The organism is Micromonospora salmantinae (assembly GCF_022230905.1).
GTDB lineage: Bacteria > Actinomycetota > Actinomycetes > Mycobacteriales > Micromonosporaceae > Micromonospora > Micromonospora salmantinae.
Window position 1 is genome coordinate 32007 of record NZ_JAKKFG010000005.1, and the last position, 23799, is coordinate 55805.

A 23799-nucleotide genomic window follows, 5' to 3' on the forward strand; every position below is an offset into this window, starting at 1 on the left:
CGCCTCGACGACGACGTTTACTCCTCGGGGCGCAGGGAACCCGCCGGCTGTGCGACAGGACCAGGAGGATCCGTATCAGCGCAGGTCAGCCCAGGTGTACGCCGCTGCTGACCGCGCCGGTTCGGGGTCTGTCGCAAGCCCCCGACACGTGCTCTACGACGCGGTGCTGCTGGACCGCGACGGCACCCTGATCGAGGACGTGCCGTACAACGGCGACCCGGAGAAGGTGCGGCCGGTGCCGGGCGCGCGGGCGGCGCTGGACCGGCTGCGCGCGGCCGGGCTGCGGCTGGCGGTCGTCACGAATCAGTCGGGCCTGGCCCGGGGTTACTTCACCGGTGAGCAGATGCGGGCGGTGCACGCCCGCGTCGAGGAACTGCTGGGCCGTTTCGACGCGTGGCTGGTCTGCCCGCACGACGACGCCGACGGCTGTGACTGCCGCAAGCCGGCGCCGGGTCTGGTGTACGCCGCCGCCCGCGAGCTGGGCACGACGCCGTCCCGCTGCGTACTCGTGGGCGACATCGGCCGGGACGTCGGCGCCGCCATGGCCGCCGGGGCCGCGGGGGTGCTGGTGCCCACCCCGGTGACCCGGCCGGAGGAGGTCGCCGCCGCCGGGTGGGTGGCCACCGATCTGCCGGCGGCGGTGGCGGAGATCCTGCGCCGCCAACAGGCCGTGCAGCCCTCGAACCCGCCCACCGAACCGGTACGGACGGCGCTCGTGGTCCGCTCGGATTCGGCGGGTGACGTGCTGGTCACCGGCCCGGCGATCCGCGCCGTCGCGGCCGGAGCGGAGCGGGTGGTGCTGCTGTGCGGGCCACGCGGTCGGGCCGCCGCCAAGCTGTTGCCCGGCGTCGACGAGATCATCGAGCATCCGCTGCCGTGGATCGACCCCGCGCCGGGGCCGGTCGACCCGGACGCGATGCGGAGCCTGTCCGCGCGACTGGGCGCGGTCGGCGCGGACCAGGCGGTGGTGTTCACCTCGTTCCACCAGTCCGCCCTGCCGCTGGCCCTGCTGTTGCGGATGGCCGGGATCGACCGGATCGCGGCGATCAGCGACGACTATCCGGGCGCGCTGCTGGACATCCGGCACCGGGTGCCGGTGGGCGTCCCCGAACCCGAACGCGCCCTCTCGTTGGCCGCCGCCGCCGGCCACCGGCTGCCCGACGGCGACGAACCGGTCCTGCGGCTCCGCCGGGACGCCGTGCCGTCGCGCCCGGCCGACCTCGGCGATCCCGGGTACGTGGTGCTGCACCCCGGGTCGGCCGCGTCGAGCCGGGCCTGCCCGCCCGAGGTGGCCACCCGGATCGTCGGGGCGCTGGCCGACGCCGGGCACCGGGTGCTGGTCACCGGCGGCCCGGACGAGCGCGCGGTCACCGCCCGGGTCGCCGCGGCCGGCGGCACCGACCTGGGCGGCCGCACCGACCTGGCCGGGCTGGCCGCGATCGTCGCGGACGCCAGCGCGGTAGTGGTCGGCAACACCGGGCCCGCGCATCTCGCGGCCGCCGCGGGTGTGCCGGTGGTGAGTCTGTTCGCGCCGACCGTCCCGTTCGGCCAGTGGGGGCCCTACCGGGTGCCCACCGTCCGCCTCGGCGACGCCGCCGCTCCCTGCCGGGACACCCGGGCGGCCAGTTGCCCGGTCCCCGGGCACCCCTGCCTCAGTGGCGTCGACCCGGGCGACGTGGTCGACGCGCTCCGGACCCTCGCCGTCAGCGGTGGTGGCGGCCGATGAACATCCTGCTCTGGCACGTGCACGGCTCCTGGACCACGTCGTTCGTGCACGGTAGCCATCGCTACCTGATTCCCACCACACCCGACCGCGGCCCGTACGGCCTCGGCCGGGCCCGCACCTACCCGTGGCCGGACAGCGCGGTCGAGGTCAGCCCGGAGGAGTTGCCGAGCGCTGACGTCGACCTGGTCATCCTGCAACGCCCCGAGGAGATCGACCGGGCCGAGCAGTGGCTTGGTCGCCGCCCCGGCCGCGACCTTCCCGCGATCTACGTCGAGCACAACACCCCCAAGGGCGACGTGCCGAACACCCGCCACCCGATGGCTGACCGCGACGACCTGCTCATCGCCCACGTCACCGGGTTCAACCAGATCTTCTGGGACACCGGCGCCACGCGCACCACAGTGGTCGACCACGGCATCGTCGCCCCCTCCGCGTCCTACACGGGCGAGTTGGACCGGCTCGCCGTGGTGATCAACGAGCCGGTACGGCGAGGTCGGGTCACCGGCACCGACCTGCTGCCACAGTTCGCCGAGATCGCGCCGCTGGATGTGTTCGGCATGGGCGTCGCCGGCCTGGCCGACCACCTCGGGCTGCCCGCCGACCGGCTCACCAGCCACGACGACGTGCCCCAGGAGCGGATGCACACCGAACTGGCCCGGCGGCGGGCGTACCTGCACCTGTGCCGGTGGACCTCCCTCGGGCTCAGCCTCATCGAGGCGATGTCGATCGGCATGCCGGTCGTCGCGCTCGCCACCACCGAGGCGGTGATGGCGGTGCCCCCGGAGGCGGGGGCGCTCGCCACCCGGACCGACACCCTGCTCGACGCCGCCCGCCGGTTCATCGCCGAACCGGCTACCGCGCGCCAGGCCGGAGCGGCGGCGCGAACCGCCGCGCGCGACAGGTACGGCCTCGACCGTTTCCTCGCTGACTGGGACCGGCTGCTGGAGGAGGAAGTATGCGGATCGCGATGATCTCGGAGCACGCCAGCCCGCTCGCCGTCCTCGGAGGGGAGGACGCCGGCGGCCAGAACACGCACGTCGCGGAGCTGTCCGCAGCGCTCGCCGCCGCCGGGCACGACGTGCGGGTCTACACCCGCCGCGACGCGCCCGACCTGCCGGTGACCGTCCGCAGCCCGGACGGGTACGACGTGGTGCACGTGCCGGCCGGCCCGGCCGAGCCGGTGGCAAAGGACGCGCTGCTGCCGCACATGCGGGAGTTCAGCAACTGGCTGATCGAGCGGTGGCGCGGCGGCGACTGGGTGCCCGAGGTGATCCACGCGCACTTCTGGATGAGCGGACTGGCCGGGCTGACCGCCGGTAGGCAGACCGGGGTGCCGGTGGTGCAGACGTACCACGCGCTGGGCACTGTGAAGCGTCGCTACCAGGGGGTGCAGGACACCAGCCCGGCCCGACGCGTCTCCTACGAGCGGGAGCTGGGCCGCTCGGTGGACCGGATCGTCGCGCAGTGCCGCGACGAGGTGGGCGAGCTGGTCCGGATGGGTGTGCCCCGGTCCCGGATGACAGTGGTGCCGTCCGGGGTCAACCTCGCCACCTTCGCCCCGCTCGGGCCGGCCGCCGACCGGGAACCCGGACGAGCCCGCATCCTCACAGTGGGTCGGCTGGTCGAGCGCAAGGGCTTCCAGACCGTGATCCGCGCGATGGCGCTGGTCCCGGACGCCGAGTGCGTGGTCGTCGGCGGCCCACCCGAGGGGCTGTTGGAGACCGACCCGTACGCCCGCCGGCTGCGGGCCCTCGCGGAGTCGTGCGGGGTGGCCGACCGGGTGCACCTGGTCGGCGCGGTGCCCCGGGAGGAGATGGGCCGCTGGTACCGCTCGGCGGACCTGCTGGTGGCGGCGCCCTGGTACGAGCCGTTCGGGTTGACCCCGCTGGAGGCGATGGCGTGTGGGGTGCCGGTCGTCGGCACGGCCGTGGGCGGCATCCGGGACACAGTTGTCGACGGGACGACAGGTGACCTCGTGCCGGCCCGGGACCCGCGCGCGCTGGCGACCGCGATCCAGGGGTTGCTCGACGACCGGATCAGGCGTTTCGCGTACGCGACGGCGGCGCGTGAGCGGGCCCGCGAGCGGTACTCGTGGGCGGCCACCGCCGAGCGGCTGGTCGAGGTCTACAGCGAGGTGGCCGCCGTGCGCCGGCCGACCCGGGTGGTGGCCTGATGCCGACGGGCAGCCTGCTCGACACCCACCTGACGAATCTCGCGGCGGCGCTGGTGCCGTACCGACGGTGTGAGCGCCAGCTGGCGCGCTGGGGCGCGGACCTGGCCCACCGGTTGGCCGCCGGGGGTCGGCTGCTGGTGGCCGGCAACGGTGGCAGCGCCGCCGAAGCCCAGCACCTCACCGCCGAGCTGGTCGGCAAGCTGCACGACGACCGTCAGCCGCTGTCCGCGATCGCGCTGCACGCCGAGACGAGCGCGCTCACCGCCATCGCCAACGACTACGGCTACACCGACGTGTACGCCCGCCAGGTGCGCGCCCACGGCCGCGCGGGCGACATCCTGCTGTTGCTGAGCACCAGCGGAACCAGCCCCAACCTGGTCGCCGCCGCGCAGGCGGCCCGCGACGTCGGGGTGACCACCTGGGCGCTCACCGGCGTCGCCCCCAATCCGCTCGCCGACGCCTGCGACGACGTGCTGGCCGTCGCGTCCCCGGACACCCAGGTCGTCCAGGAGCTGCACCTGGTGACCAGCCATCTGCTCTGCGAATACCTCGAACAGGAGTTGCCCGCCGCGCTGGCGGCGGTCGCCGACCCGGCGGTCGTCCACCCCGTGCCCGGGGGGCCCGCACCGTCCGGTCGGCTGAGCGCCGCGCCGGTACGCACCGGGGTCGAGGTGGTGCTCGACGGTGGGCCCGGACAGCAGGTCGACGCGTGAGCCGGACAGCAGGTCGACGCGTGAGGATGAGGAGGCAAGCGTGAGGGGACCGGTGGTGGTGCTCGGGGACACCCTGCTCGACCGGGACGTGGAAGGTGTGGTGAACCGGCTCTGCCCGGACTCCCCGGTGCCGGTGCTCGACGAGACCGTGGCCACCGACCGACCGGGGGGCGCCGGGCTGGCGGCGGTGTTCGCCGCCGCGCAGGGCGCCGAGGTGGTGCTGGTGACAGCGCTCGCCGACGACGCCGGCGGGGCCCGACTGAGCGCGCTGCTCGCCGCCGCCGGGGTGCAGGTGTACCCACTGGCCCTCTCCGGCGCGACGCCGGAGAAGATCCGGCTGCGGGCCCGGGGGCGGGTGCTGCTGCGCCACGACCGGGGCGGCACGTCCGGGGAGCCGGGTCAGCCCTCCGATGAGGTGCTCCGGGTGATCGCCGCGGCGTCGGCGGTGCTGGTGAGCGACTACGGCCGGGGGGTGGCCCGGCAGCCCGCGCTGCGCGACGCGTTGGCCACCACCCGCGCGCCGGTGGTGTGGGACCCGCATCCGCGCGGCCCGGCGGCCGTGCCCGGCGTACACCTGGCCACCCCGAACGAGTCCGAGGTGCGCGAGCTGGTCCCCGCGCTGCCCGGCGCCTCCCGACTGGCCACCGCGTCCCGGGGCGCCCAGGGGCTACGGCGGCGCTGGCGGGCCGGCGCGGTCGCCGTGACGCTGGGCGGCGACGGCGCGCTGCTCTGCCACGCCGGGTCGACGCCGCTGGTGGTGCCGACGCCGGGTAGCGCCGAGGGGGACACCTGCGGCGCCGGCGACCGGTTCGCGGCGGCGGCCAGCCTCGCGCTGGCCCAGGGCGCGCTGGTCTCCGAGGCGGTGCAGGTGGCGGTCGCCGAGGCGTCCGCGTACGTGGCCGGTGGGGGAGTGGCCACGGCACTGCCTCCGTCGGCGCCTGCGGTGCGGGCCAGGAGTGCGCCGGGGCCACGAGCCCTCCAGCCGGTACCACGAGGTGCTGCGGTGGCCGACCGGGTGGGAGTCGCCGCCGTCGCCACGCTCCTGGGTGAGGTACGCGCCGCGGGTGGCACTGTGGTGGCGACCGGCGGTTGCTTCGACCTGCTGCACGCCGGGCACGTGGCCACCCTGGAGGCGGCCCGGCAGCTCGGCGACTGCCTGATCGTCTGCCTGAACTCCGACGCCAGCGTGGCCGGGTTGAAGGGGCCGGACCGGCCGGTGCAGTCCGAAGGCGACCGCGCCCGACTGCTGGCCGCGCTGAGCTGCGTCGACGCGGTCCTCGTCTTCGACGAGCCGACCCCGGAGACGGCGCTGTCCTGGGTACGCCCCGACGTGTGGGTCAAGGGCGGCGACTACGCCACCGGCGGTGGGGACGCGAACGCCACACTGCCGGAGGCGGAGGTCCTGCGCCGTTGGGGTGGGAACACCGTCGTGGTGCCCTATCTGGACGGTCGTTCGACCACCGACCTGATCGTCCGCACGCTCGCGGAGCGGACCCGATGACCGCCACGCGGCCCGGTGCCGGGCCCACCGTCCTGGTCACCGGCGGCGCCAGCGGCCTCGGCGCCGCGGTGGTCGCCGCGGTGGCCGCCTCCGGTGGCCGACCGCTCGTGCTGGACCGGCAGCCGCCGGCCGACGGGGTGTCCTGGACCGAGTGCGACCTGGCCGACACGCGTGCCGCCGAGGTGGCCACCCAGCACCTCGCCGAGCAGGCCGGTGGCCTGGACGCGGTGGTGACCGCCGCCGGCACGGACGTGCCGGGCCGACTCGCCGACCTGCCGGGGGAGACCTGGGACCGGATCGTCGCCGTCGACCTGCTGGCCACCGCGGCGGTGATCCGGGCCGCGCTGCCGTTCCTGCTGACCTCCCGGGGCCGCATCGTCACCGTCGCCTCCACCCTGGGCGTCAAGGCGGTCAGCGACGCCACCGCGTACTGCGCGGCGAAGTTCGGCGTGGTGGGGTTCACCCGAGCCCTCGCCGCCGAGCTGGCCGGTCAGGTCGGCGTCACCCTGCTCATTCCGGGTGGCATGCGCACCGCGTTCTTCGACGAACGTGACCCGCAGTACAAGCCGGGGCCGGACGCGAACCTCAACGAGCCCGCCGACACCGCCGCCGCGATCATGTTCGCGCTCAACCAGCCGCCCGGTTGCGCGGTGCGCGAGATGGTGGTCTGCGCCGAGCAGGAGACCTCGTACCCGTGATCCTCGTGCTGCGCGCCCTCGGCGTCGGCGATCTGGTGACCGCGGTGCCCGCGCTGCGGGCGCTTCGGGCCGCGTACCCGTCGCGGGAGCTGGCGCTCGCCGCGCCCGGCTGGCTGGCCCCGCTGGTCGACCTGGTCGGCGGCGTCGACCGGCTGGTGGACACCGCAGGGCTGGATCGCCCTCTCCGGGTGGAGTCGGCCCCGCGGGTCGCGGTCAACCTGCACGGACGCGGCCCGCAGTCGCACCGGCTGCTCGCGGCCACCCGGCCCGGTCGGCTGCTCGCCTTCGCCAGCCCGGACGCCGGCTGCGCCGACGGCCCGCGCTGGGCTGTCGACGAGCACGAGGTGGACCGGTGGTGCCGGCTGCTGTCCTGGTACGACATCCCGGCCGACCGCGCCGACCTCAGCCTGCGTCGGACCCCTTCGGCGGGGCTGCCCAGCGGCGTCACGGTGCTGCACCCGGGCAGCAAGATCCCGGCCAAGCGGTGGCCCGCCGAGCGGTTCGCCGCGCTGGCCCGGGCACTGACCGACCAGGGGCACCGGGTGCTGCTCACCGGCTCGGCCGACGAACGGGCGCTGGCGGCCCGGGTGGCCGAGGCGGCGGGCCTGAGCTCGGAGGCTGTGCTGGCCGGCCGGACCGACCTGGGCGCGCTCGCCGCGCTGGTGGCCGACGCCCGGCTGGTGGTCAGCGGGGACACCGGGGTCGCTCACCTGGCCACCGGGTACGGCACCCCGTCGGTCGTCCTCTTCGGGCCGGTGCCGCCGGCGCTGTGGGGGCCACCACCGGACCGGCCACGGCACCGGGTGCTCTGGGCCGGCGAGGCGGATTGGTCCAGGTGGGATGGGGTAGGAAGCCACCCGACGATGGCGGCTCTGCGCCTTGACGAGGTGCTGGCCGCCGTGGCCGAGGTGGAGAGGGTGGTGCGGGTCTCCGGTGCGGTTGCGGCGTAGCGACCCGGGTCGACCGGGGTACGGACGGCGTCGGCGCGGACGGGGTTGGCTCTTCGTCGACTCGTCCGGGGCTCCGGTGCGGGATCCGGATGTCCTGGCCCGGCTGCGGGAGTTGGTCATCCCGCCGGCCTGGCAGGACGTGTGGATCGCGCCGCACCCGAACGGGCACATCCAGGCGATCGGGATCGACGCGGCCGGGCGCAAGCAGTACATCTACCACCCGCGGTGGCGGGAGAAGCAGGACGAGGCGAAGTTCGACCACATGCTGGAGGTGGCCCGGCGGCTACCGGCGCTGCGCGAACGGGTGGGGCGCGACCTGGACGGCCGTGGACTGGGCCGGGACCGGGTGCTGGCGACGGTGACCCGCCTGCTGGACATGGGGATGTTCCGGGTCGGCAGTGACCAGTACGCGAACGGCGACGACCCGACGTACGGGGTGTCCACCCTGCGCCCCGAGCATGCCCGGTCCCGGAGCGGCTGCGTGGTGTTCGTGTTTCCCGCGAAGGGGGGCATCGAGCAGGTACGCCGGATCGAGGACCCGGAGCTGTGCCAGGTGCTGGTGAATCTGCGCCGTCGTCGGCGACGGGCGGAGCGGCTGTTCGGCTACTGGGACGGCCGGGAGTGGCGCGACGTGCGTAGCGACGAGGTCAACGGTTACCTGCGCGACGCCAGCGGTGGGGAGATGACAGCGAAGGACTTCCGCACCTGGCACGCCACGGTGCTCGCGGCCACCGAGTTGGCCACCGCCGGTCCGGCCCGCTCGGTGACCGCCCGGCGGAAGGCGGTGGTCGCCGTGATGCGTGAGGTGGCGGAGCTGCTGGGCAACACGCCGACGGTGGCTCGCGCGTCCTACGTGGACCCTCGGGTGGTCGACCTCTACCACGACGGGGTGGTGGCGTCGGTGGACCCGCAGGCGCCTCGCGAGGAGGCGGAGCAGGTCGTCCTGAAGCTGCTGGAGGGGGCCTGACCGGCCCCGTCGGCGATTCTGGGGGGAAGCGCGACGGAGCCGGAGCCTCGGCGTCAGCGGGGTGCCACCGGGCGGCCGCCCGCCGCGCGAGCGGCGGGCGCCTCGCCACGGCCCCCGTTGGCGGCCCACCAGTCGATGGCCGGCCGCGTTGGTGTCAGTCTGCCGGCAGCGAGTTGACCGTGGACGCCTGGCGGTTGACGATCCGCGCCAAATCCGAGCCACTGTCACGGTGTTCCTGCGGGGTGGTGCCGTACGCGGCCCGGAATGCCCGGCTGAAGTGGGCCTTGTCGGAAAAACCCACCGCGCCGCGACGGTCTGCACGGGCTGCCTGCGCAGCGCCGGGTCGGTCAGGTCGCGCCGGCACCGGGCCAGCCGCAGATCCCGGATGTACGACGCCACAGTGGCGTCCTCGGCCTCGAACAATCGGTGCAGGGACCGCACCGAGATGTGGTGGGCGTCGGCGACCACCTGCGGGCCGAGCGTCGCGTCGCCGAGGTGACTGTGGATGTACGACTGGACCTGGGTGAGCAGCGCCCGGCGGCGGACCTCGGTGGGCACGGCGTCCTCGGCGACGAGGTGCCGGCCGAGCATGGTGGTGGCCAGGTCGAGCCCCACCGCGCCGAGCCGGCTGGCGTCGGCGGCGTGGTACTGCTCGGGGTGCCCGGTCACCTGGAGCAGGAACTGCGCGAGCAACGCCCCGATCCCCTCGCTGCCGGACATCCGGCCGCCGTAGAGCGCGGCCATCCGCTGTGGTGGCAGTGGCAGCGCGGCGTGCGGGATCATCGTGATGATCGAGGTGGCCTGGTTCCGCTCGGGCTCGGTCGCGTGGTGGCAGACGACGTGCGGCCGGGACGCGTCGTAGAAGGTGAACTCGCCGGCCAGGATCTCGCTGCGGCGACCGTCCTGGCTGGACGTGCCGAGGCCGCCGGTGGTGAGGGCGAGGATGTACAGCTCCGGGTCGGACTGACGGACCAGCTTCCGGGTACGGGTGGCGTCCAGCGACGGGTACTCGTACTGCACCAGCTGGATCGGGCCGAGAGCGGTGAAGTCGGCGCGGGCGGCGAAGTCGTCGCTGTGCGCGGACTGGATGCGCAGCGGCGCTGAGGTACGTGCGACCAGGTCCAGCCACATGCCGAACCGTTCGCCCGGTGGCAGGACCGTGGTGTCGATGGTGTGTCTCGGCAGCATGGGGCTCCCTCAGCCCGCCCGGCGTCGGATCAGCGCCTCGACGCCGTCGAGGATCCGGTCCAGGCCGAAGGCGAACTCGTCGTCGGGGTCGTCGTCCTGGGTGAGCACGCCGGCGCTCAGCACCCGGTGCAGCGCGGGGAAGCGGGCCGGGTCGATGAGCCGGGTCACCAGCCGGCTGTACGCCGGCATCATCTCGCTGGGCTCGACGCCGGCCGCCCGGCTGCCCTCGGCGATCTGCGACGTGAGGGTGGCCTCGTTGCGGACGTAGCCGGTGATCAGCAGGAGCACCGACATCTTCTCGCCCTCGCCGAGCGTGGTGCCGTCGAGGCAGCGCAGCCCGTCCTCCATCCAGCCGAGCTGCTGCGGGGTGATCGGTGGGCCGCTGATCGGCACGTGCAGCAGCCAGGAGCGTTGCCGCAGTACCTCGTGCTCGGCCCAGGCCCAACGGGTGAGGCCGGCGCGCCAGTCGTCCTCGGGTGGGGGCGGCCCGGGGGATGGGCCGTACCCGGTGTCCACCATGAGCATGAGCAGCTCGTCCTTCGAGCCGACGTACCGGTAGAGGGCCATGGTCGCGGCGCCCAGCTCCTTGGCCACCCGGCTCATCGAGACGGCCGCCAGACCGTCGGCGTCGGCCACGCGTACGGCGGCGTCCACGATGGCGGGCACGCTCATTCCCGGCCGTGGGCCCTTGGGTTGCCGCTCCCGCAGCCCCCAGGCGCTCTCGATGGCCGGCGGGAGTTCGGGCCCGCTGTCGTCTGTCTTCGCCGCCACATTTCCTCCTTGCCCCGCCATCCTAGTTCTGCGTATGGTCTACGCATAACAGCGTACGCCCTACGCAGAAGGAGAACTGGTCATGACGGTCACCACCACACCGGCACCGCGAGCGGGCCGGCGGGAGTGGATCGGGCTCACGGTGCTGATGCTGCCGCTGCTCCTGGTCTCGATGGACGTGTCGGTGCTCTACTTCGCCGTCCCGTTCATCAGCGCGGAGTTGCGCCCCACCGCGACCGAACAGCTGTGGATCTTCGACATCTACGGCTTCGTGCTGGCCGGGCTGCTCATCACCATGGGCGCCCTGGGTGACCGGATCGGCCGACGCCGACTCCTGTTGATCGGCGCCACCGCGTTCGGCGCGGCGTCGCTGCTGGCCGCGTACGCCGACAGCACCGCGACGCTGATCGCCGCGCGGGCCCTGCTCGGCGTCGGTGGTGCCACCCTGATGCCCTCGACGCTCGCACTGGTGCGCAACATGTTCCACGACGCCGGGCAGCGCGGCACCGCCATCGGCATCTGGACCGCCACCCTCACCGGTGGCATCGCGATCGGTCCGGTGCTCAGCGGCATCCTGCTGGAGTACTTCTGGTGGGGCTCGATCTTCCTGATCAACATCCCGGCGATGCTGATGCTGCTTCTGCTCGTCCCGCTCCTGGTGCCCGAGTTCCGCAACCCGGCCACCGGGCGGTTCGACCTGGTCAGCGCGGCACTGTCGCTCGGCGCGCTGCTGCCGGTGATCTACGGCATCAAGGAGATGGCCCGCGACGGCCTGAGCCCGGTGCGGGTCCTCGCCATCGTCGGCGGTCTGCTGGTGGGGGCGCTCTTCCTGCACCGACAGCGGACCCGGGCGTACCCGATGGTCGACCTCGCGTTGTTCCGCCGTCGCGGCTTCGCCGGGTCGCTCGCGGTCAACCTGCTGGCGATGTTCGCCATCGTCGGCTTCGCCATCTTCACCACCCAGCACCTCCAACTGGTGCTCGGCCTGAGCCCGCTGCGGGCGGCGCTCTGGAGCCTCGTGCCGTCCCTCGCCGTGGGCGGAGTCGCGCCGGCCGCCGCCGCCCTCGCCCAGCGCGTCGAGCGGGCGTACCTGATCGGGGCGGGGTTCGGAATCGCCCTGGTCGGCTTCGTGGTGTTGACCCGGGTCACCCCGGAGACGCCGCTGTGGCTGCTGCTCGTCGGCGCCAGTGTCTACGCGGCCGGCCTGGTGATGGTGATGTCCCTCGTCACCGAGCTGGTCCTCGGCGCTGCACCGCCCGAGCAGGCCGGTGTCGCGTCGGCGCTGACCGAATCCAGCAGCGAGCTGGGCGGTGCGCTGGGAATGGCGATCCTGGGCAGCGTGGGCGCTGCGGTCTACCACCGCGAGATCGTCGACGGCCTGCCGGCCGGGCTGCCCACCGACACCGCCGCCGCGGCCCGGGAGACCCTGGGCGGTGCGCTCGCGGTCGCCCAGGAACTGCCGGCGGAGCTGGCCGACGCGGTGCGGCACGCCGCCGCTGTCGCGTTCACCGACGGGCTGCACCTGGCCGCGTACGCCGCCATGGCGGTGATGCTGCTGGGCGCGGTCACCGCGCTGGTCGCGCTGCGCGGCGTCCGACCGGCCGACACGTCGTTGTCGTCGGTCAGTCGATGAGCACGTGCGCGAGCCGGTCGCGGAAACGCCGTTCGGAGTCGCTGACCGACTCGCCGCCGATGCCCAGCAGCCCACCGCTGGACGCGGCGCCCACCACCTGCTCGGCGATCTTCACGAGCCAGTGCTTGTACGCGCCGGCCTCACCCTCGTCGACCCGCGCGGCCAGCAACGCGCCGGCCTCACCGGCCCGCAGCAGCACGTCGTCGATGTACGCCCCGGGGTCGGCGGGCGCGATGACCGGCAACTCCTCGCCGGTGTCCGGGTCACCGACCCGGGTGACGATCTCGCCGGCCACGGCGGCGACCAGCGGGCTGGCCGACTCCCGGCCGGCGGCGATGGTCTCCAGCCCGGCCGCGGTCTCCGCCATGGTCCGGCGGGTGCCGTCGGACTCGGCGGCGCTCGCCGCGGTCAGCACCGACTGCGGCAGGCCGACCAGCAGCCCCCACTCCTCGTCGGAGAAACCGAACCCGGTGTACGCCGGCTGCTCGATCACGACAACGCCCCTTCCGCCCTGCTCTGCTTGGTCAATCGGTGCTCTGCTTGGTCGATCCACCGGGCCCGAAAGCGGCGCCCGGGTCAGGCTAGTCCAGGGTCAGCAGGCCCTGTTCGGACACCACGCGCACGGACAACGTCTTGTACCCGACCTCCTCGAAGAGGACCGTCATCTTGTCCTCCTCGTAGGAGAGCACCATGCCGGACCCCCACTCCGGGTGCCGCACCTGGCTGTGCACCGGGAACGGACCCACCGCGCCCTGGTCGGCCACGCTGGTGCCGTTGTGGCAGTTGTCGCAGTGGCCGCAGACCTGCGTCATCTGCTCGCCGAAGTAGGCCAGCAGGGTCTGCCCCCGGCAGGCCCGGGTCTCGGCGAAGGCCCGCATCATGTCGGTGCGGGACCGGGTCACGGTCTGCTGGCGCTCCGCCTCCGCCAGCGCCGCCGCGGCGGCGTCGGTCGGGGTGGGGGAGTAACGGGGCGCGCCGATGCGCTGTCGTGCGCGCGGTTCGGCCGCCCCGACCTGCTCCAACAGGGAGAGGTACTGGCCCAGCTTGCGCGGCCCGAGGCCGGTGGTTTCGCGCAGTTCGGTCTTGGTGGCCGGCTCGCGACGCAGCAGCGCGGCGAGGTCGCGCAGCTCGTCGACGTCGGGCAGGCCGCCGCTGAAGAACCGTTGCAGGCCCACGTCCTCGGCCTGCCAGAGCAGCAGCACCCGGGCTGGTTGCCCGTCGCGGCCGGCCCGGCCGATCTCCTGGAAGTAGCTGTCCGGTGAGTCGGTCAGCGCCATGTGCACCACCCAGGCGATGTTGGGCTTGTCGATGCCCATGCCGAACGCCGAGGTCGCCACCATGATGGGGACCTGGTCGGCGAGGAACGCCTCGTGCAGTTCGTGGCGTGCGCCGGCTGCCATCCCACCGTGGTAGAACTGCGCCGGGTAGCCGGCGTCGGTCAACCGGGTGGCCAGCTCCTCGGCGGCGCGACGGGTCGGCACGTAGATGATCCCGGGCCGCTCGTCGTCGCTCAGCAGCGCGATCAGCCGCCGCCACCGGTAGTCCTCGGTGGGGCAGTGCGCGACCTCGACGAACAGGTTCGGCCGGTCCAGTCCGGAGACCACCACCTCCGGCTCGCGCAGTCGCAGCCGGGCGATGATGTCGTCGCGTACCGGAGGGGAGGCGGTGGCGGTCAGCGCGACCACCGGCGGTCGGCCGATGCCGTCGATGAGGTGCCCGAGCGCCAGGTAGTCGGGGCGGAAGTCGTGCCCCCACGCGGAGATGCAGTGCGCCTCGTCGATCGCCACCAGTGCCGGCTTCAGTTCGGCGACCTCGGCCATCCGGTCCGGGTTGCTGAGCTGTTCCGGGGTGATGAAGAGGAACTCGGCCCGGCCCTCGCGGATCTCGGTGATCGCCTCGGCCTGCTGGGTCGGCGACTCGTTCGAGCTGATCCGCACCGCCCGCAGCTCCGGGCGTTGCCGCTCGTTGAGGGAGGCGATCTGGTCCTGCTGGAGGGCCAGCAGTGGGGAGATCACCACTGTGGGGCCGGGGATCAGGCTGGCCGGGATCTGGTAGATCGCCGACTTGCCGGCGCCGGTGGGCAGCACCACTAGTGCGTCGCGTCGCTTCATCACGGCGCGCATGGCGGCCAGTTGGTTGGGCCGTAGCGCCTTCCAGCCGAAAAGGCTGCGGGCCGCGCGGCGCAACGTCATCGAGTGCGTGGACAGTTTCATCGAGGGCCGGAGGTACCCGAGCCCATGACCGCCGAAACGCATTCGGACGATCATGGGCTCGTTGATGTCCGACTCAGCGCAGGCGGGGCAGGACCTCGCGCTGGTAGAGGTCGAACAGGCCCTGGTAGTGCGGGCCGGTGTTGGCCACGTAGACCTCGTCGAAACCGGCCTTGGCGTACTGGTCGATCATCTCCAGGTGGGCGTCGGCGCTGTTGCCGCAGACGAACGCCTCCTTCAGCATCTCCGGCTTGACCAACTCGGCAGCCTGCTCGAAGTGCCGCGGCGAGGGCAGCACCTGGGACAGCTCACCCGGCACCCCCGCGTTCGGCCAGCGCTCGTACGCGATGCGCAGCCCCTCCTCCTCGCTGTCCGCGTACGCCGCCTTGAAGCCGGCCTGGCACGGCTTGTCGCCGCCGCCGTTCTCGCGGAAGCGCCGGACCATCTCGCCGTCGGGCATCGTGCTCACGTAGCCGTCACCGATCCGCGCGGCCAGGTCGATGGACTTCGGCCCGAAGCCGGAGACGTAGATCGACGGGGGAGAGTCGGGCAACGTGTAGATCCGGGCGTTCTCCACTGTGTAGTGCTTGCCGTGGTGGTTGACGAAGCCACCGCCCCACAGCGCGCGCAGCACCTCGACTGCCTCCTCCAGCATCTCCAGCCGGACGTCGGCCTGCGGCCAGGCGTCGCCGAAGATGTGCTCGTTGAGAGCCTCGCCGGTGCCGACGCCGAGCACGAAGCGCCCGCCGTGCAGCACCGCGCTGGTCGCCGCCGCCTGCGCGATCACGGCCGGGTGGATCCGCACTGTCGGGCAGGTCACCGCTGTGGTCACCGGCAGCGAACAGACCTGGCTGAGCGCGCCGATCATCGACCAGACGAACGGGCTCTGGCCCTGTGCGTCCACCCAGGGGTGGTAGTGGTCGGAGATCCACAGCGCCTCGAAGCCGGCCCGTTCGGCACCGCGCGCCTGCTCCAGCAACTCGGCTGGCGTGAACTCCTCACTGGACAGGAAATATCCGATCTTCATGGCTTACCCCTTCGGCACGCGGACCTGCTGATGGCAAGAGCCGTACCCCGGTCGCGGGGGACCACACCCGGACCGCCGGGCCCGGATCGGCACGGCTCGCTCAGCGTCGACCGAACATCGCCCGGATCGCGGCGAGGAGCAGCAGCGCGCCGACCACCAGGCCGAGCAGGCGTACGCCGGGGATGTCAGCCGGGCTCGTCGCGTCGGCCAGCAGGACGGGATCCATCCCCGCACTCTCCCCGGGGAGCGGGCCGCCAGGCAACTGTAAGGTTTATTGACTATTGAATCGCTCAGTGTGACCATGGCAGGACCGCCTGCCGGTGGCGGTGCGCCGAGGGCGCGCGAGAGATGGGGTACGGGGGCCGCATGAGCGAGCGCAACCAGCGGATCGACGGGGGCGCACCGTCGCCGGTGATCGACACCGATCACTGCGAGGGGGCGGAGTGAGCACTACCAACGGGCACCTCCCGGCGCTCGCCGCCGCCGTCCTGCAACCCGGCTTCGTCGGCACCACCCCACCACCATGGGTGTGCCGCTGGCTCGGCGAGGGTCTCGGCTCGGTGGTGCTCTTCGCCCGCAACGTCGTCGACACCGAGCAGGTGGCCGCGCTCACCGCGACGCTGCGCGCGGAACGGCCGGACGTCATCGTGGCGATCGACGAGGAGGCCGGCGACGTCACCCGGCTGGAGTCGGTGCACGGCAGCTCCCGGCCCGGCAACTTCGCCCTCGGCGCTGTCGACGACCCGGAGCTGACCGAGGCCGTCGCCCGGGACCTCGGCGCCGAGCTGGCCGCGGCGGGGGTCACCCTCAACTACGCGCCGGACGCCGACGTCAACTCCAACCCGGCGAACCCGGTGATCGGCGTCCGCTCCTTCGGCGCCGACCCGGTGCTGGTCGCGCGGCACACCGCCGCCTGGGTCCGCGGGCTCCAGGCCGGCGGCGTCGCGGCCTGCGCCAAACACTTCCCCGGGCACGGCGACACCCGGGTCGACTCACACCACGACCTGCCCCGGATCACCGCCGACCGGGACCGGCTGGACGCCTGCGAACTGGCCCCGTTCCGCGCCGCCGTGGCCGCCGGGGTGCAGGCGGTGATGACCGGTCACCTGCTGGTGCCCGCGCTCGACCCGCACCTGCCGGCGACGCTGAGTCAGCGCATCCTGGGCGGGTTGCTCCGCGACGAGCTGGGCTTCTCCGGCGTGGTGGTCACCGACGCGATGGAGATGCGCGCGGTCGCCGACCGGTACGGCTTCGCCGGGGCGACGGTCCGCGCCCTCGCCGCCGGGGCCGACGCCATCTGCATCGGCGGCGAACGGGCCGACGAGCAGGCCGCCGGCGAGCTGCGCGACGCCATCGTGGCCGCCGTCGTCTCCGGTGAGCTGCCCGAGGAACGTCTCGCCGAGGCCGCCAAGCGCGTCGGTCAACTCGCCGCCTGGACGGTGGCCGCCCGCAGCTCCGGCTCGGCCGGAGCGCGCGCCACCGCCGACGTCGGCCTGGTCGCCGCCCGCCGGGCCGTCCGGGTCACCGCCGCCCCGGGCACGACTGTCGCGCTGCCCCTGACCCGCGCGGCACACGTCGTCGAGTTCGAGCCGCTGCGCAACATCGCCATCGGCGCCGAGACCCCGTGGGGCATCGGCGGACCACTGACCGAGCTGCTGCCCGGCACCAGCACGGTCCGCTACGCCGAACCCGACGTCCCAGCCGACCCGAGCGCCGGTGCGGGCAGCCGCCCTCTGGTCCTGGTCGTCCGCGACCAGCACCGGCACGACTGGATGCGCGCCGCCGTGCACCGCGCGTTGGCCGCCCGGCCGGACGCCGTAGTGGTCGAGTTGGGCGTGCCCGAGCTGGTCACCGGGGCGGTGCACCTGGCCACCCACGGCGCCACCCGGGCCAGCGGGCAGGCCGCCGCCGAGGTGCTCACCGGCGTCCGCTGACGGTCCGCGCTACGGGAGGTCGGCGACCAGGTCGGCGTACTCGGGGTGCTTGTCGATGAACGCGGCCATGAAGGGGCACTGCGGCACCACTGTCGTGCCGCGGGCCCGGAGCTGGTCCAGGGTGCCGCGGATCAGCGTGCCACCCACCCCCTTGCCCTGAAAGCCCCGGTCCACCTCGGTGTGGGTGAAGACCAGGACCTCCCCGCGCGGCAGGTACGCGGTGAAGCCGGCCAGCGCGTCGTCGACAAGGATCTCGAAGCGGTGCTTCGCCGGGTTGTCCTCGACCAGGGTGCTCATCCGGCCATTCTCCCCGCCCGCTCGGCCAACGCGTCGAGTTCGCCGAGCAACCGGTCCACCTCGTCGGCCGTGTTGTAGTGGTAGATGCTGGCCCGCACCGCCCCGCCGCTGTCGCGCAGACCCATCAGCTGGAAGTACTCGTAGGCGTAGTAGTCGCCGACGGAGAGGCAGAACCCTGCGTCGCCCAGCGCCTCCTGGGTGGCCGTCGGGGACATCCCGGCGATCCGGAACGAGACCGTCGGGCAGCGCCGCGCCGGCGAGCCGTAGACGGTGATCGCCGGCCGCCGCGCCAGCCCGGCGAGCAGCCGGTCCAGTAGCGCCTCCTCGTGCGCCTGGGCGGCGGCCAGCCCGGCCCGCAGCCGGGCCCGCCGGTCCCCGACCGCGTCCGGGTCCAGCCCCGCCAGGTGATCCACCGCCGCGGCCACGCCGGCCAGCAGCGGGAAGCTCGGCGTGCCGTACTCGAACCGGTCCGGCACCGCGTCGGAGGACGGCACCAGCTTCGCCGGGCGCAGCGCCGCCCACCGGGCCGGGTCCGCCACCATCGCCGCCAGGTGCGGGCCGGACCACTTGTACGCGCTGGTGACCAGCACGTCGGCGCCGAGCGAGGCCAGGTCGGTCGGCCCGTGCGGCACCGAGTGCACCCCGTCGACGTAGACCAACGCGCCGACCGCGTGCGCCGTCTTGGCGATCGCCGACACGTCCGGCATGGTGCCGATGGCGTTGCTACCGCCGGTGACCGCCACCAACCGGGTCCGCTCACCCACCAGGTCCGCGTACTGTGCCGCGGGCAGTTCACCGGTGTGCCGGTCGACCTCGGCCCAGCGCACCGTCGCGCCGGCCGCCTCGGCGGCCTGCACCCACGGCCGCACGTTCGCGTCGTGGTCGAGCCGGGAGACCACCACCTCGTCACCCGGGCGCCAGGCCGCGCCGAGCGTGCGGGCCAGGGTGTACGTCAGCGCGGTAGCGCTCGGGCCGAGCACCACCCCGGCCGGGTCGCCGCCGAGCAGGTCGGCCACCGCCGAGCGGGCCTCGGCCACCAGCTCCAACGACCGGCGACCCGGTAGGAAGGCGGCGCTGCGGTTGCCCACCGCCGACCGCATGGCGTCGGTGACCGCGTCGATCACACCGGCCGCGGTCTGGGTGCCGCCGGCACCGTCGAAGTGGACGAAGCCCTCGGTCAGGGCGGGGTACGCGGCCCGGGTGCGGGCGATGTCGAACGGCATGTCCCGGACCCTAGCCGGTGCTCCCCGTACCCTTCCCGGCCGCCAGGTGATCACCGTTGGGCGGTGCCGTCGCGGATGTCTCGTACTCTTGGCGGGGTGACGAACCGACCCGCCACCGTGCCCATTCCCACCGTCCGCCGCGCTGCCGGTCTCTTCGCCGGTCTGGCGCTCGGCCTCGCCGTGCTCGCCGGGTGCAGCTCCCAGGGCGCCTCCACCGACTGCGGGCTGGACGCCTGCACCGTCACCTTCGAGCGGGGTGTCGACGCCAGCGCCACCATCCTGGGCGTCGAGGCCAAGCTGGTCGGTGCCGAGGGTGACCAGGTGACCGTCGAGGTCGCCGGTGAGCAGCTCACCCTCACCACCGGCCAGCAGGCCGCCGAGGCCGGGGGCTTCGCTGTCACCCTGGACAGCGTGACCGACCAACAGGTCAAGATTCGCGTAGCGCGCAACCCGGGTAGCTGACCCGGGCGGGCGGCGGTGGCCGACGTTTGGGAATCTTCAGAATCGGAGATTGTGACGCCATGTCACTTACCCGTAGCGCCGAAGCCACCGCCTCCCGTACGGCGGACAGCCGGTGGCTGGAACTCCTCGCCCGGGCCGGCTTCATCGGCTACGGCATCGTCCACCTCCTCTTCGCCTGGTTGGCGTTGCAGATCGCGTTCGGCACGTCGTCCGACGACGGCGACCAGTCCGGCGCGCTGCGTACCCTCTCCGCACAGCCCCTCGGCAAGTTCCTGGTCATCGCCGTCGCTGTCGGCCTGCTCGCGATGGCGATCTGGCAGGCGCTGGAGGCGGCGGTCGGGCACCGCGCCGAGCGCGGCAAGGAGCGGGTGATGGAACGGGTCGCCTCGGCCGGCCGGACCATCGTCTACCTCTACTTCGCCTGGACCGCCTTCAAGGTCTTCTCCGACGCCGGGTCGAACAGCGCCGACCAGCAGGAGGCGTTGACCGGCAAGCTGATGACCTCCAGCGGTGGCCGGTGGCTGGTCGGCCTGGCCGGCCTGGTCGTCGCCGCGATCGGCATCGGCCTGGTGATCTACGGCGCCCGGAAGAAGTTCGAGAAGCACCTCAAGACCGGCGAGATGAACCCGAAGACCCGCCAGCTCGCCCGCCGGCTGGGCATGGCCGGATACATCGCCAAGGGCGTCGCGTACGGCATCGCCGGTCTGCTGGTCATCGTGGCCGCGGTGAACTACGACCCGGAGAAGGCTCGTGGTCTGGACGCCGCGCTGCACGCCCTGCGTGAGCAGTCCTACGGCATGTTCCTGCTGACCCTGGTCGCCCTCGGCATCGCCGCCTTCGGCGTCTACTGCTTCCTCCAGTCCCGGTACCGCAAGGTCTGAACTGGTCGATTCCCGGGCTGTCGGGCACTCTTGGGCTTTTGCCCGAAGTGCCCGACGCCTGGTCGAAGGGGAGCACCGAAGCCGTGCAGAACTATCTCGAAACGGCCGTCGCCGCGCTCGTCGCGGCGGCGGTCGCCCTGTTCCTGGTCGAGGTCGTCCACCGGTTGACCCGGCGGTTCGGCCGCCGGTCACTGCTGTTGACCGAGCTGACCGACCACGCGCACCGCCCGTTCCAGGTCGCCGCAACGGTCCTGGCCGTGCAGTTCGCCGTCCGCTTCAGCACCGGGTACGCGGTCGGCGAGAGCTGGCGTCGGCTGCTGCTGCACCTGCTCATCCTCGGCGTCATCGCCACCCTCGCCTGGCTGGTCGCCGGTCTGCTGCTCGTCGTGGAGGACACCGCGCTGGCCCGGTTCCGGGTCGACGTACCGGACAACCGGCACGCCCGGCGGGTCCGGACCCAGGTGGTGATGCTGCGCCGACTGACCATCGCGGTGATCGTCATCCTGGCCGTCGGCGTGATGCTGATGACGTTCCCCAGCGTGCGGGGCATCGGCGCCGGTGTGCTGACCTCGGCCGGTGTGGTCGGTGTGGTGGCCGCGCTCGCCGCACAGAGCCTGCTCGGCAACGTCTTCGCCGGCCTCCAACTCGCCTTCAGCGACGCCGTCCGGCTCGACGACGTGGTCGTCGTCGAGGGGGAGTGGGGTCGCATCGAGGAACTGACCCTCAGCTACGTAGTGGTGCAGATCTGGGACGACCGCCGGTTGATCCTGCCCACCTCGTACTTCACCAGCAAGCCGTTCCAGAACTGGACCCGGACGGAGGCGGCGGTGCTCGGCACCGCCGAATTCGACGTCGACTGGGCGGTGCCGGTGCAGATCATGCGTGAGGAGCTGCGGCGCCTCGTCGAGGGCACCGAGCTGTGGGACGGGCGGGTCTGCGTCCTGCAGGTCACCGACGCCACCGGCGGAATGGTCCGGTTGCGCGCGCTGGTCAGCGCCGCCGACGCGGGCAGTCTGTGGGACCTGCGCTGCCTCGTCCGGGAGCACCTGGTCGCCTGGATCCGGGACAACCGCCCGACCGCCATGCCACGGCTGCGCACCGAGCTGGGCGACTCCAACAGCAACCTGTCCTGGCAGTGGGTGCAGCCGAGGCGGCCGGCCCGCCGCCTGTCCGACACCGAGGCGCCCGACGACGCCCGTGTCTTCGGCGGCAGCGACGACGGCGACGCCCGCAGCGAAGCCTTCGTAGGCCCCGAAGAAACCCGCCCCCAATAACCCACCCCCACCCCACCCCCGCCCGGGGTGGAGGGGGCCGGTGCGGGAGGTTTGGTCGGGCTTGGGTGGGGGATGTGCTGCCGGACGTCTCTGGCGTGATCGCGGCGGCTCGCCGCGTATCGGCGGCGCGGCGTCCGGACAACGGGACGGTGAGCTGCTTGGCGCGCTTTAGGATTGACGAGCGGCGACTTCGGGCATACAGCGCGGTGATGAGGAAAGGAGGACAGCATGGCTGACGTGGCGAAAGCCCGCACATCCCAGAACGGGAGCGAGCCCTCCACCGCCGAGTTGGTGCAGCGGGCCACTGAGCAGATCTCCCGCCTCGTACGGGACGAACTGACGCTGGCCCGAGCGGAGTTGACCCAGAAGGGTAAGCACGCGGGCATCGGGATCGGCCTGTTCGGCGGCGGTGGCGCGCTCGCGTTCTTCGGTCTTGGTGCGCTGGTCGCCACGGCGATCCTGTTGCTCGACCTGGTGTTGCCCGCCTGGGCTGCTGCGCTGATCGTGGCGGTGGCCTGCTTCCTGGTGGCCGGCATCCTCGCCCTGGTGGGTAAGAAGCAGGTCAGCCGTGCCGTCCCGCCGGTGCCGGCGGCCACGGTCCGTAGCCTCCGGGCAGACATGGACACCGTCACCGCCGCGGTGAAGGACAGGGGGCGGCAATGACCGGTAACGGGACCGGCGACACGGAGGCCCTCCGCGAGGAGATCCGTCGCACCCGGGTCGAGTTGGGCGAGACGATGGAGGCGTTGGCCGCCAAGGCCGACGTCAAGGCGCGTCTGAAGGAGTCCGCCGAGCAGGCCAAGGAGCGGATGCGGGAGCAGGCGGCGCAGACCGTCGCTCGGGTCCGCGGGCAGGCCGCCCGTGGCGCCGGAATGGCGCGGGCGCAGGCGTACGAAAAGGGCGAGATGGTACGCGCACAGGCGTACGACAAGGGCGAGTTGGTGCGCCGAAACCCGGTGCCGTGGGCGGCCATCGCGGCCGGCGCGGTGGCCACCGTGGTGGTGCTGATGATCGTGCGGGGGAGGCGTAGGTGAGCAAGAGTATCGGCAGGGTCGCATACCGGCCGGTCGGCGTGTTGTTGGGTATCGCCGCGGGCACGGTGGCCGGGGCGATCTTCCGGCAGGTCTGGAAGGCCACCGCGGGCGACGGTGAGGCGCCCAACGCGACCGACGAGGATCGCGGCTGGGGCGAGATCCTGGCCGCCGCCGCGTTGCAGGGCGCCATCTTCGCTGTCGTCCGGGCGGCAGTGGACCGGGGCGGCGCGGTCGGCGTACGCCGGATGACCGGCAGCTGGCCGGACTGACCAGCAGCGACTTCAGCCCCCTTCCCGCATCGATGGGAAGGGGGCTTTCGCATGGCATCGCACGCCGCCCAGCGCACCTGAGGCATCCGTCAGGTCACATGTCGGAGAAATTCGTCGGAGAGGTCGTGACAGACTTTTTACCTCCGTGATTTGCTGGTCCCCGCTGTTGCGAGATGGCGTGGGTTGAGAGAAGTCTCCTTCGTGGGGCCGCCTCAGGCGCCGCTGCTCAAAAACGGCCAATCGGCCGGACGGCGTGCACGGCCGCCAGTTTTTAGAGGGAGAAACACATGGCTCAGGGAACCGTGAAGTGGTTCAACGCTGACAAGGGCTTCGGCTTCATCACCGTCGATGGTGGGGGTGCTGACGTGTTCGTCCACTTCTCGGCCATCCAGACCAGCGGCTACCGCTCGCTGGAGGAGAACCAGCGGGTGGAGTTCGAGATTGCTCAGGGTCAGAAGGGCCCGCAGGCTGAGCAGGTCCGTCCCATCTGAGTAGGACGGCCGGCCCCCGCCGGCCAGTGGGACGATCCGGTTCAAGGGTCGCGCGAAAGCCCCGCATCCCGGTTGGGATGCGGGGCTTTCGCCTGCTCAGGCTCGCCGGTGCAACAATCGGTCAGCGTCGGCGCGAGCGCAGGCCGAGCCAGAGCACCACCAGCCCGGCCGCCGTCACGAGCGGGCCGATCACCGCCCAGATCTTCTCGTCGGTCATCACGCTGCCGCTGACGTAGCCGAGGCCCTGGACCGTCCACACCGCACCGATCACCACGGCCAGCAGGCCGAGGGTGAGCGGAAGCCAACCCCTCATCGCGTCCCCTCTCCGCCGCCCGGGGCGGCGCGCCGCCGTCCAGCATCGCCGGCCGGGTGGCGTG

At 73.0% G+C, this 23799-nt stretch carries 26 protein-coding genes and 1 pseudogene; 17 read left to right on the plus strand and 10 right to left on the minus strand.

What is annotated here, in order from left to right:
• The first annotated feature begins 49 nt into the window (after positions 1–49).
• The 8 genes from PSH03_RS05510 to PSH03_RS05545 are packed head-to-tail and all read left to right on the plus strand — an operon-like array spanning position 50 to position 8728.
• Positions 50–1726 (plus strand): HAD-IIIA family hydrolase, encoded by a 1677-nt coding sequence (locus PSH03_RS05510; RefSeq protein WP_238688463.1) that lies wholly within the window; start codon positions 50–52, stop codon positions 1724–1726.
• A complete protein-coding gene (locus tag PSH03_RS05515) occupies positions 1723–2697 on the plus strand; it encodes a glycosyltransferase (protein WP_210785229.1) in 975 nt (324 codons plus the stop codon). The genes PSH03_RS05510 and PSH03_RS05515 overlap by 4 nt, the downstream gene beginning before the upstream one ends.
• On the plus strand, positions 2682–3899 hold the full coding sequence (locus PSH03_RS05520) for a glycosyltransferase (RefSeq protein ID WP_210785228.1): 1218 nt from the start codon (positions 2682–2684) through the stop codon (positions 3897–3899). Before PSH03_RS05515 ends, PSH03_RS05520 begins: the two co-directional genes overlap by 16 nt.
• Positions 3896–4612: a D-sedoheptulose-7-phosphate isomerase gene (locus PSH03_RS05525; RefSeq protein WP_210785239.1), complete on the plus strand. Its 717-nt coding sequence runs from the start codon at positions 3896–3898 to the stop codon at positions 4610–4612. The genes PSH03_RS05520 and PSH03_RS05525 overlap by 4 nt, the downstream gene beginning before the upstream one ends.
• A 40-nt stretch (positions 4613–4652) precedes the next feature.
• A complete protein-coding gene (locus PSH03_RS05530) occupies positions 4653–6113 on the plus strand; it encodes a PfkB family carbohydrate kinase (protein WP_210785227.1) in 1461 nt (486 codons plus the stop codon).
• Positions 6110–6811 carry an SDR family oxidoreductase gene (locus PSH03_RS05535; RefSeq protein WP_210785226.1) on the plus strand — a complete coding sequence of 234 codons (702 nt, stop codon included), beginning with the start codon at positions 6110–6112 and terminating at the stop codon, positions 6809–6811. Before PSH03_RS05530 ends, PSH03_RS05535 begins: the two co-directional genes overlap by 4 nt.
• Positions 6808–7761 (plus strand): glycosyltransferase family 9 protein, encoded by a 954-nt coding sequence (locus PSH03_RS05540; RefSeq protein ID WP_238688464.1) that lies wholly within the window; start codon positions 6808–6810, stop codon positions 7759–7761. The genes PSH03_RS05535 and PSH03_RS05540 overlap by 4 nt, the downstream gene beginning before the upstream one ends.
• Entirely contained in the window at positions 7745–8728 is a 984-nt protein-coding gene (locus PSH03_RS05545) for a DNA topoisomerase IB (protein WP_210785224.1), read from the plus strand. Before PSH03_RS05540 ends, PSH03_RS05545 begins: the two co-directional genes overlap by 17 nt.
• A gap of 154 nt (positions 8729–8882) precedes the next feature.
• Here the strand turns inward: PSH03_RS05545 and PSH03_RS05550 are convergent, their stop codons facing one another.
• The 3 genes and pseudogenes from PSH03_RS05550 to PSH03_RS05560 form a co-directional block, all read right to left on the minus strand.
• A complete protein-coding gene (locus PSH03_RS05550; protein ID WP_238688465.1) occupies positions 8883–9029 on the minus strand; it encodes an AraC family transcriptional regulator in 147 nt (48 codons plus the stop codon).
• Positions 9030–9373: 344 nt separating this feature from the next.
• A pseudogene (locus PSH03_RS05555) lies at positions 9374–9916 on the minus strand (cupin domain-containing protein); the annotation flags it as partial.
• A 9-nt stretch (positions 9917–9925) separates the two neighbouring features.
• Positions 9926–10687: a TetR/AcrR family transcriptional regulator gene (locus PSH03_RS05560; protein WP_210785222.1), complete on the minus strand. Its 762-nt coding sequence runs from the start codon at positions 10685–10687 to the stop codon at positions 9926–9928.
• 172 nt (positions 10688–10859) lie between these two features.
• On the opposite strand from PSH03_RS05560, the gene PSH03_RS05565 reads away from it, so the two are divergent.
• Complete coding sequence (locus PSH03_RS05565) at positions 10860–12320, plus strand: MFS transporter (protein WP_441005693.1); 1461 nt, start codon at positions 10860–10862, stop codon at positions 12318–12320.
• Here the strand turns inward: PSH03_RS05565 and PSH03_RS05570 are convergent.
• From PSH03_RS05570 to PSH03_RS32395, 4 genes are all read right to left on the minus strand, one after another.
• Entirely contained in the window at positions 12310–12813 is a 504-nt protein-coding gene (locus PSH03_RS05570; RefSeq protein ID WP_238688466.1) for a hypothetical protein, read from the minus strand. The two genes, PSH03_RS05565 and PSH03_RS05570, sit on opposite strands and share 11 nt — an antisense overlap.
• 88 nt (positions 12814–12901) lie before the next feature.
• Complete coding sequence (locus PSH03_RS05575; protein ID WP_210785219.1) at positions 12902–14533, minus strand: RecQ family ATP-dependent DNA helicase; 1632 nt, start codon at positions 14531–14533, stop codon at positions 12902–12904.
• Between the two features lie 73 nt (positions 14534–14606).
• Entirely contained in the window at positions 14607–15557 is a 951-nt protein-coding gene (locus tag PSH03_RS05580; protein ID WP_238688467.1) for a TIGR03557 family F420-dependent LLM class oxidoreductase, read from the minus strand.
• Positions 15558–15657: 100 nt separating this feature from the next.
• Positions 15658–15783 (minus strand): hypothetical protein, encoded by a 126-nt coding sequence (locus tag PSH03_RS32395; protein WP_255750123.1) that lies wholly within the window; start codon positions 15781–15783, stop codon positions 15658–15660.
• 217 nt (positions 15784–16000) lie between these two features.
• On the opposite strand from PSH03_RS32395, the gene PSH03_RS05585 reads away from it, so the two are divergent.
• The gene (locus PSH03_RS05585; protein WP_238688468.1) at positions 16001–17491 is read left to right on the plus strand and encodes a glycoside hydrolase family 3 protein; all 1491 of its coding nucleotides are present in this window, start codon (positions 16001–16003) and stop codon (positions 17489–17491) included.
• Positions 17492–17500: 9 nt separating this feature from the next.
• Here the strand turns inward: PSH03_RS05585 and PSH03_RS05590 are convergent, their stop codons facing one another.
• Together PSH03_RS05590 and PSH03_RS05595 are read right to left on the minus strand one after the other, a co-directional pair.
• Positions 17501–17788 carry a GNAT family N-acetyltransferase gene (locus tag PSH03_RS05590; protein ID WP_210785216.1) on the minus strand — a complete coding sequence of 96 codons (288 nt, stop codon included), beginning with the start codon at positions 17786–17788 and terminating at the stop codon, positions 17501–17503.
• A complete protein-coding gene (locus PSH03_RS05595; protein ID WP_210785215.1) occupies positions 17785–19011 on the minus strand; it encodes a cysteine desulfurase-like protein in 1227 nt (408 codons plus the stop codon). Before PSH03_RS05595 ends, PSH03_RS05590 begins: the two co-directional genes overlap by 4 nt.
• Before the next feature lie 96 nt (positions 19012–19107).
• On the opposite strand from PSH03_RS05595, the gene PSH03_RS05600 reads away from it, so the two are divergent.
• From PSH03_RS05600 to PSH03_RS05630, 7 genes are all read left to right on the plus strand, one after another.
• Positions 19108–19473: a hypothetical protein gene (locus PSH03_RS05600; RefSeq protein WP_210785214.1), complete on the plus strand. Its 366-nt coding sequence runs from the start codon at positions 19108–19110 to the stop codon at positions 19471–19473.
• A gap of 59 nt (positions 19474–19532) precedes the next feature.
• Positions 19533–20354 (plus strand): DUF1206 domain-containing protein, encoded by an 822-nt coding sequence (locus PSH03_RS05605; RefSeq protein WP_210785213.1) that lies wholly within the window; start codon positions 19533–19535, stop codon positions 20352–20354.
• Positions 20355–20437: 83 nt separating this feature from the next.
• Positions 20438–21628, plus strand: coding sequence for a mechanosensitive ion channel family protein (locus PSH03_RS05610; RefSeq protein WP_210785238.1), 1191 nt, complete (start codon positions 20438–20440; stop codon positions 21626–21628).
• A 228-nt stretch (positions 21629–21856) separates the two neighbouring features.
• Positions 21857–22291 (plus strand): phage holin family protein, encoded by a 435-nt coding sequence (locus tag PSH03_RS05615; RefSeq protein WP_030338239.1) that lies wholly within the window; start codon positions 21857–21859, stop codon positions 22289–22291.
• The gene (locus PSH03_RS05620; protein ID WP_210785212.1) at positions 22288–22662 is read left to right on the plus strand and encodes a DUF3618 domain-containing protein; all 375 of its coding nucleotides are present in this window, start codon (positions 22288–22290) and stop codon (positions 22660–22662) included. The genes PSH03_RS05615 and PSH03_RS05620 overlap by 4 nt, the downstream gene beginning before the upstream one ends.
• Positions 22659–22931 carry a DUF4235 domain-containing protein gene (locus tag PSH03_RS05625; RefSeq protein ID WP_124817926.1) on the plus strand — a complete coding sequence of 91 codons (273 nt, stop codon included), beginning with the start codon at positions 22659–22661 and terminating at the stop codon, positions 22929–22931. Before PSH03_RS05620 ends, PSH03_RS05625 begins: the two co-directional genes overlap by 4 nt.
• A gap of 287 nt (positions 22932–23218) precedes the next feature.
• Positions 23219–23422, plus strand: a complete 204-nt coding sequence (locus tag PSH03_RS05630) for a cold-shock protein (RefSeq protein ID WP_030338233.1) — start codon at positions 23219–23221, stop codon at positions 23420–23422.
• Positions 23423–23543: 121 nt separating this feature from the next.
• Here the strand turns inward: PSH03_RS05630 and PSH03_RS05635 are convergent, their stop codons facing one another.
• Positions 23544–23735 carry a hypothetical protein gene (locus tag PSH03_RS05635; protein WP_238671989.1) on the minus strand — a complete coding sequence of 64 codons (192 nt, stop codon included), beginning with the start codon at positions 23733–23735 and terminating at the stop codon, positions 23544–23546.
• Positions 23736–23799 lie beyond the last annotated feature (64 nt).

What these genes read in the sequence shown, in the direction of transcription:
- PSH03_RS05535 (WP_210785226.1), top strand. Translation starts at nt 6,110, where the DNA reads ATGACCGCCACGCGGCCCGGTGCCGGGCCCACCGTCCTGGTCACCGGC.
- PSH03_RS05605 (WP_210785213.1), top strand. Translation starts at nt 19,533, where the DNA reads ATGTCACTTACCCGTAGCGCCGAAGCCACCGCCTCCCGTACGGCGGAC.
- PSH03_RS05630 (WP_030338233.1), top strand. Translation starts at nt 23,219, where the DNA reads ATGGCTCAGGGAACCGTGAAGTGGTTCAACGCTGACAAGGGCTTCGGC.
- PSH03_RS05590 (WP_210785216.1), bottom strand. Translation starts at nt 17,788, where the DNA reads ATGAGCACCCTGGTCGAGGACAACCCGGCGAAGCACCGCTTCGAGATC.
- PSH03_RS05575 (WP_210785219.1), bottom strand. Translation starts at nt 14,533, where the DNA reads ATGAAACTGTCCACGCACTCGATGACGTTGCGCCGCGCGGCCCGCAGC.
- PSH03_RS05515 (WP_210785229.1), top strand. Translation starts at nt 1,723, where the DNA reads ATGAACATCCTGCTCTGGCACGTGCACGGCTCCTGGACCACGTCGTTC.
- PSH03_RS05615 (WP_030338239.1), top strand. Translation starts at nt 21,857, where the DNA reads ATGGCTGACGTGGCGAAAGCCCGCACATCCCAGAACGGGAGCGAGCCC.
- PSH03_RS05565 (WP_441005693.1), top strand. Translation starts at nt 10,860, where the DNA reads ATGGACGTGTCGGTGCTCTACTTCGCCGTCCCGTTCATCAGCGCGGAG.
- PSH03_RS05595 (WP_210785215.1), bottom strand. Translation starts at nt 19,011, where the DNA reads ATGCCGTTCGACATCGCCCGCACCCGGGCCGCGTACCCCGCCCTGACC.
- PSH03_RS05635 (WP_238671989.1), bottom strand. Translation starts at nt 23,735, where the DNA reads ATGAGGGGTTGGCTTCCGCTCACCCTCGGCCTGCTGGCCGTGGTGATC.
- PSH03_RS05580 (WP_238688467.1), bottom strand. Translation starts at nt 15,557, where the DNA reads ATGAAGATCGGATATTTCCTGTCCAGTGAGGAGTTCACGCCAGCCGAG.
- PSH03_RS05620 (WP_210785212.1), top strand. Translation starts at nt 22,288, where the DNA reads ATGACCGGTAACGGGACCGGCGACACGGAGGCCCTCCGCGAGGAGATC.
- PSH03_RS05520 (WP_210785228.1), top strand. Translation starts at nt 2,682, where the DNA reads ATGCGGATCGCGATGATCTCGGAGCACGCCAGCCCGCTCGCCGTCCTC.
- PSH03_RS32395 (WP_255750123.1), bottom strand. Translation starts at nt 15,783, where the DNA reads ATGGATCCCGTCCTGCTGGCCGACGCGACGAGCCCGGCTGACATCCCC.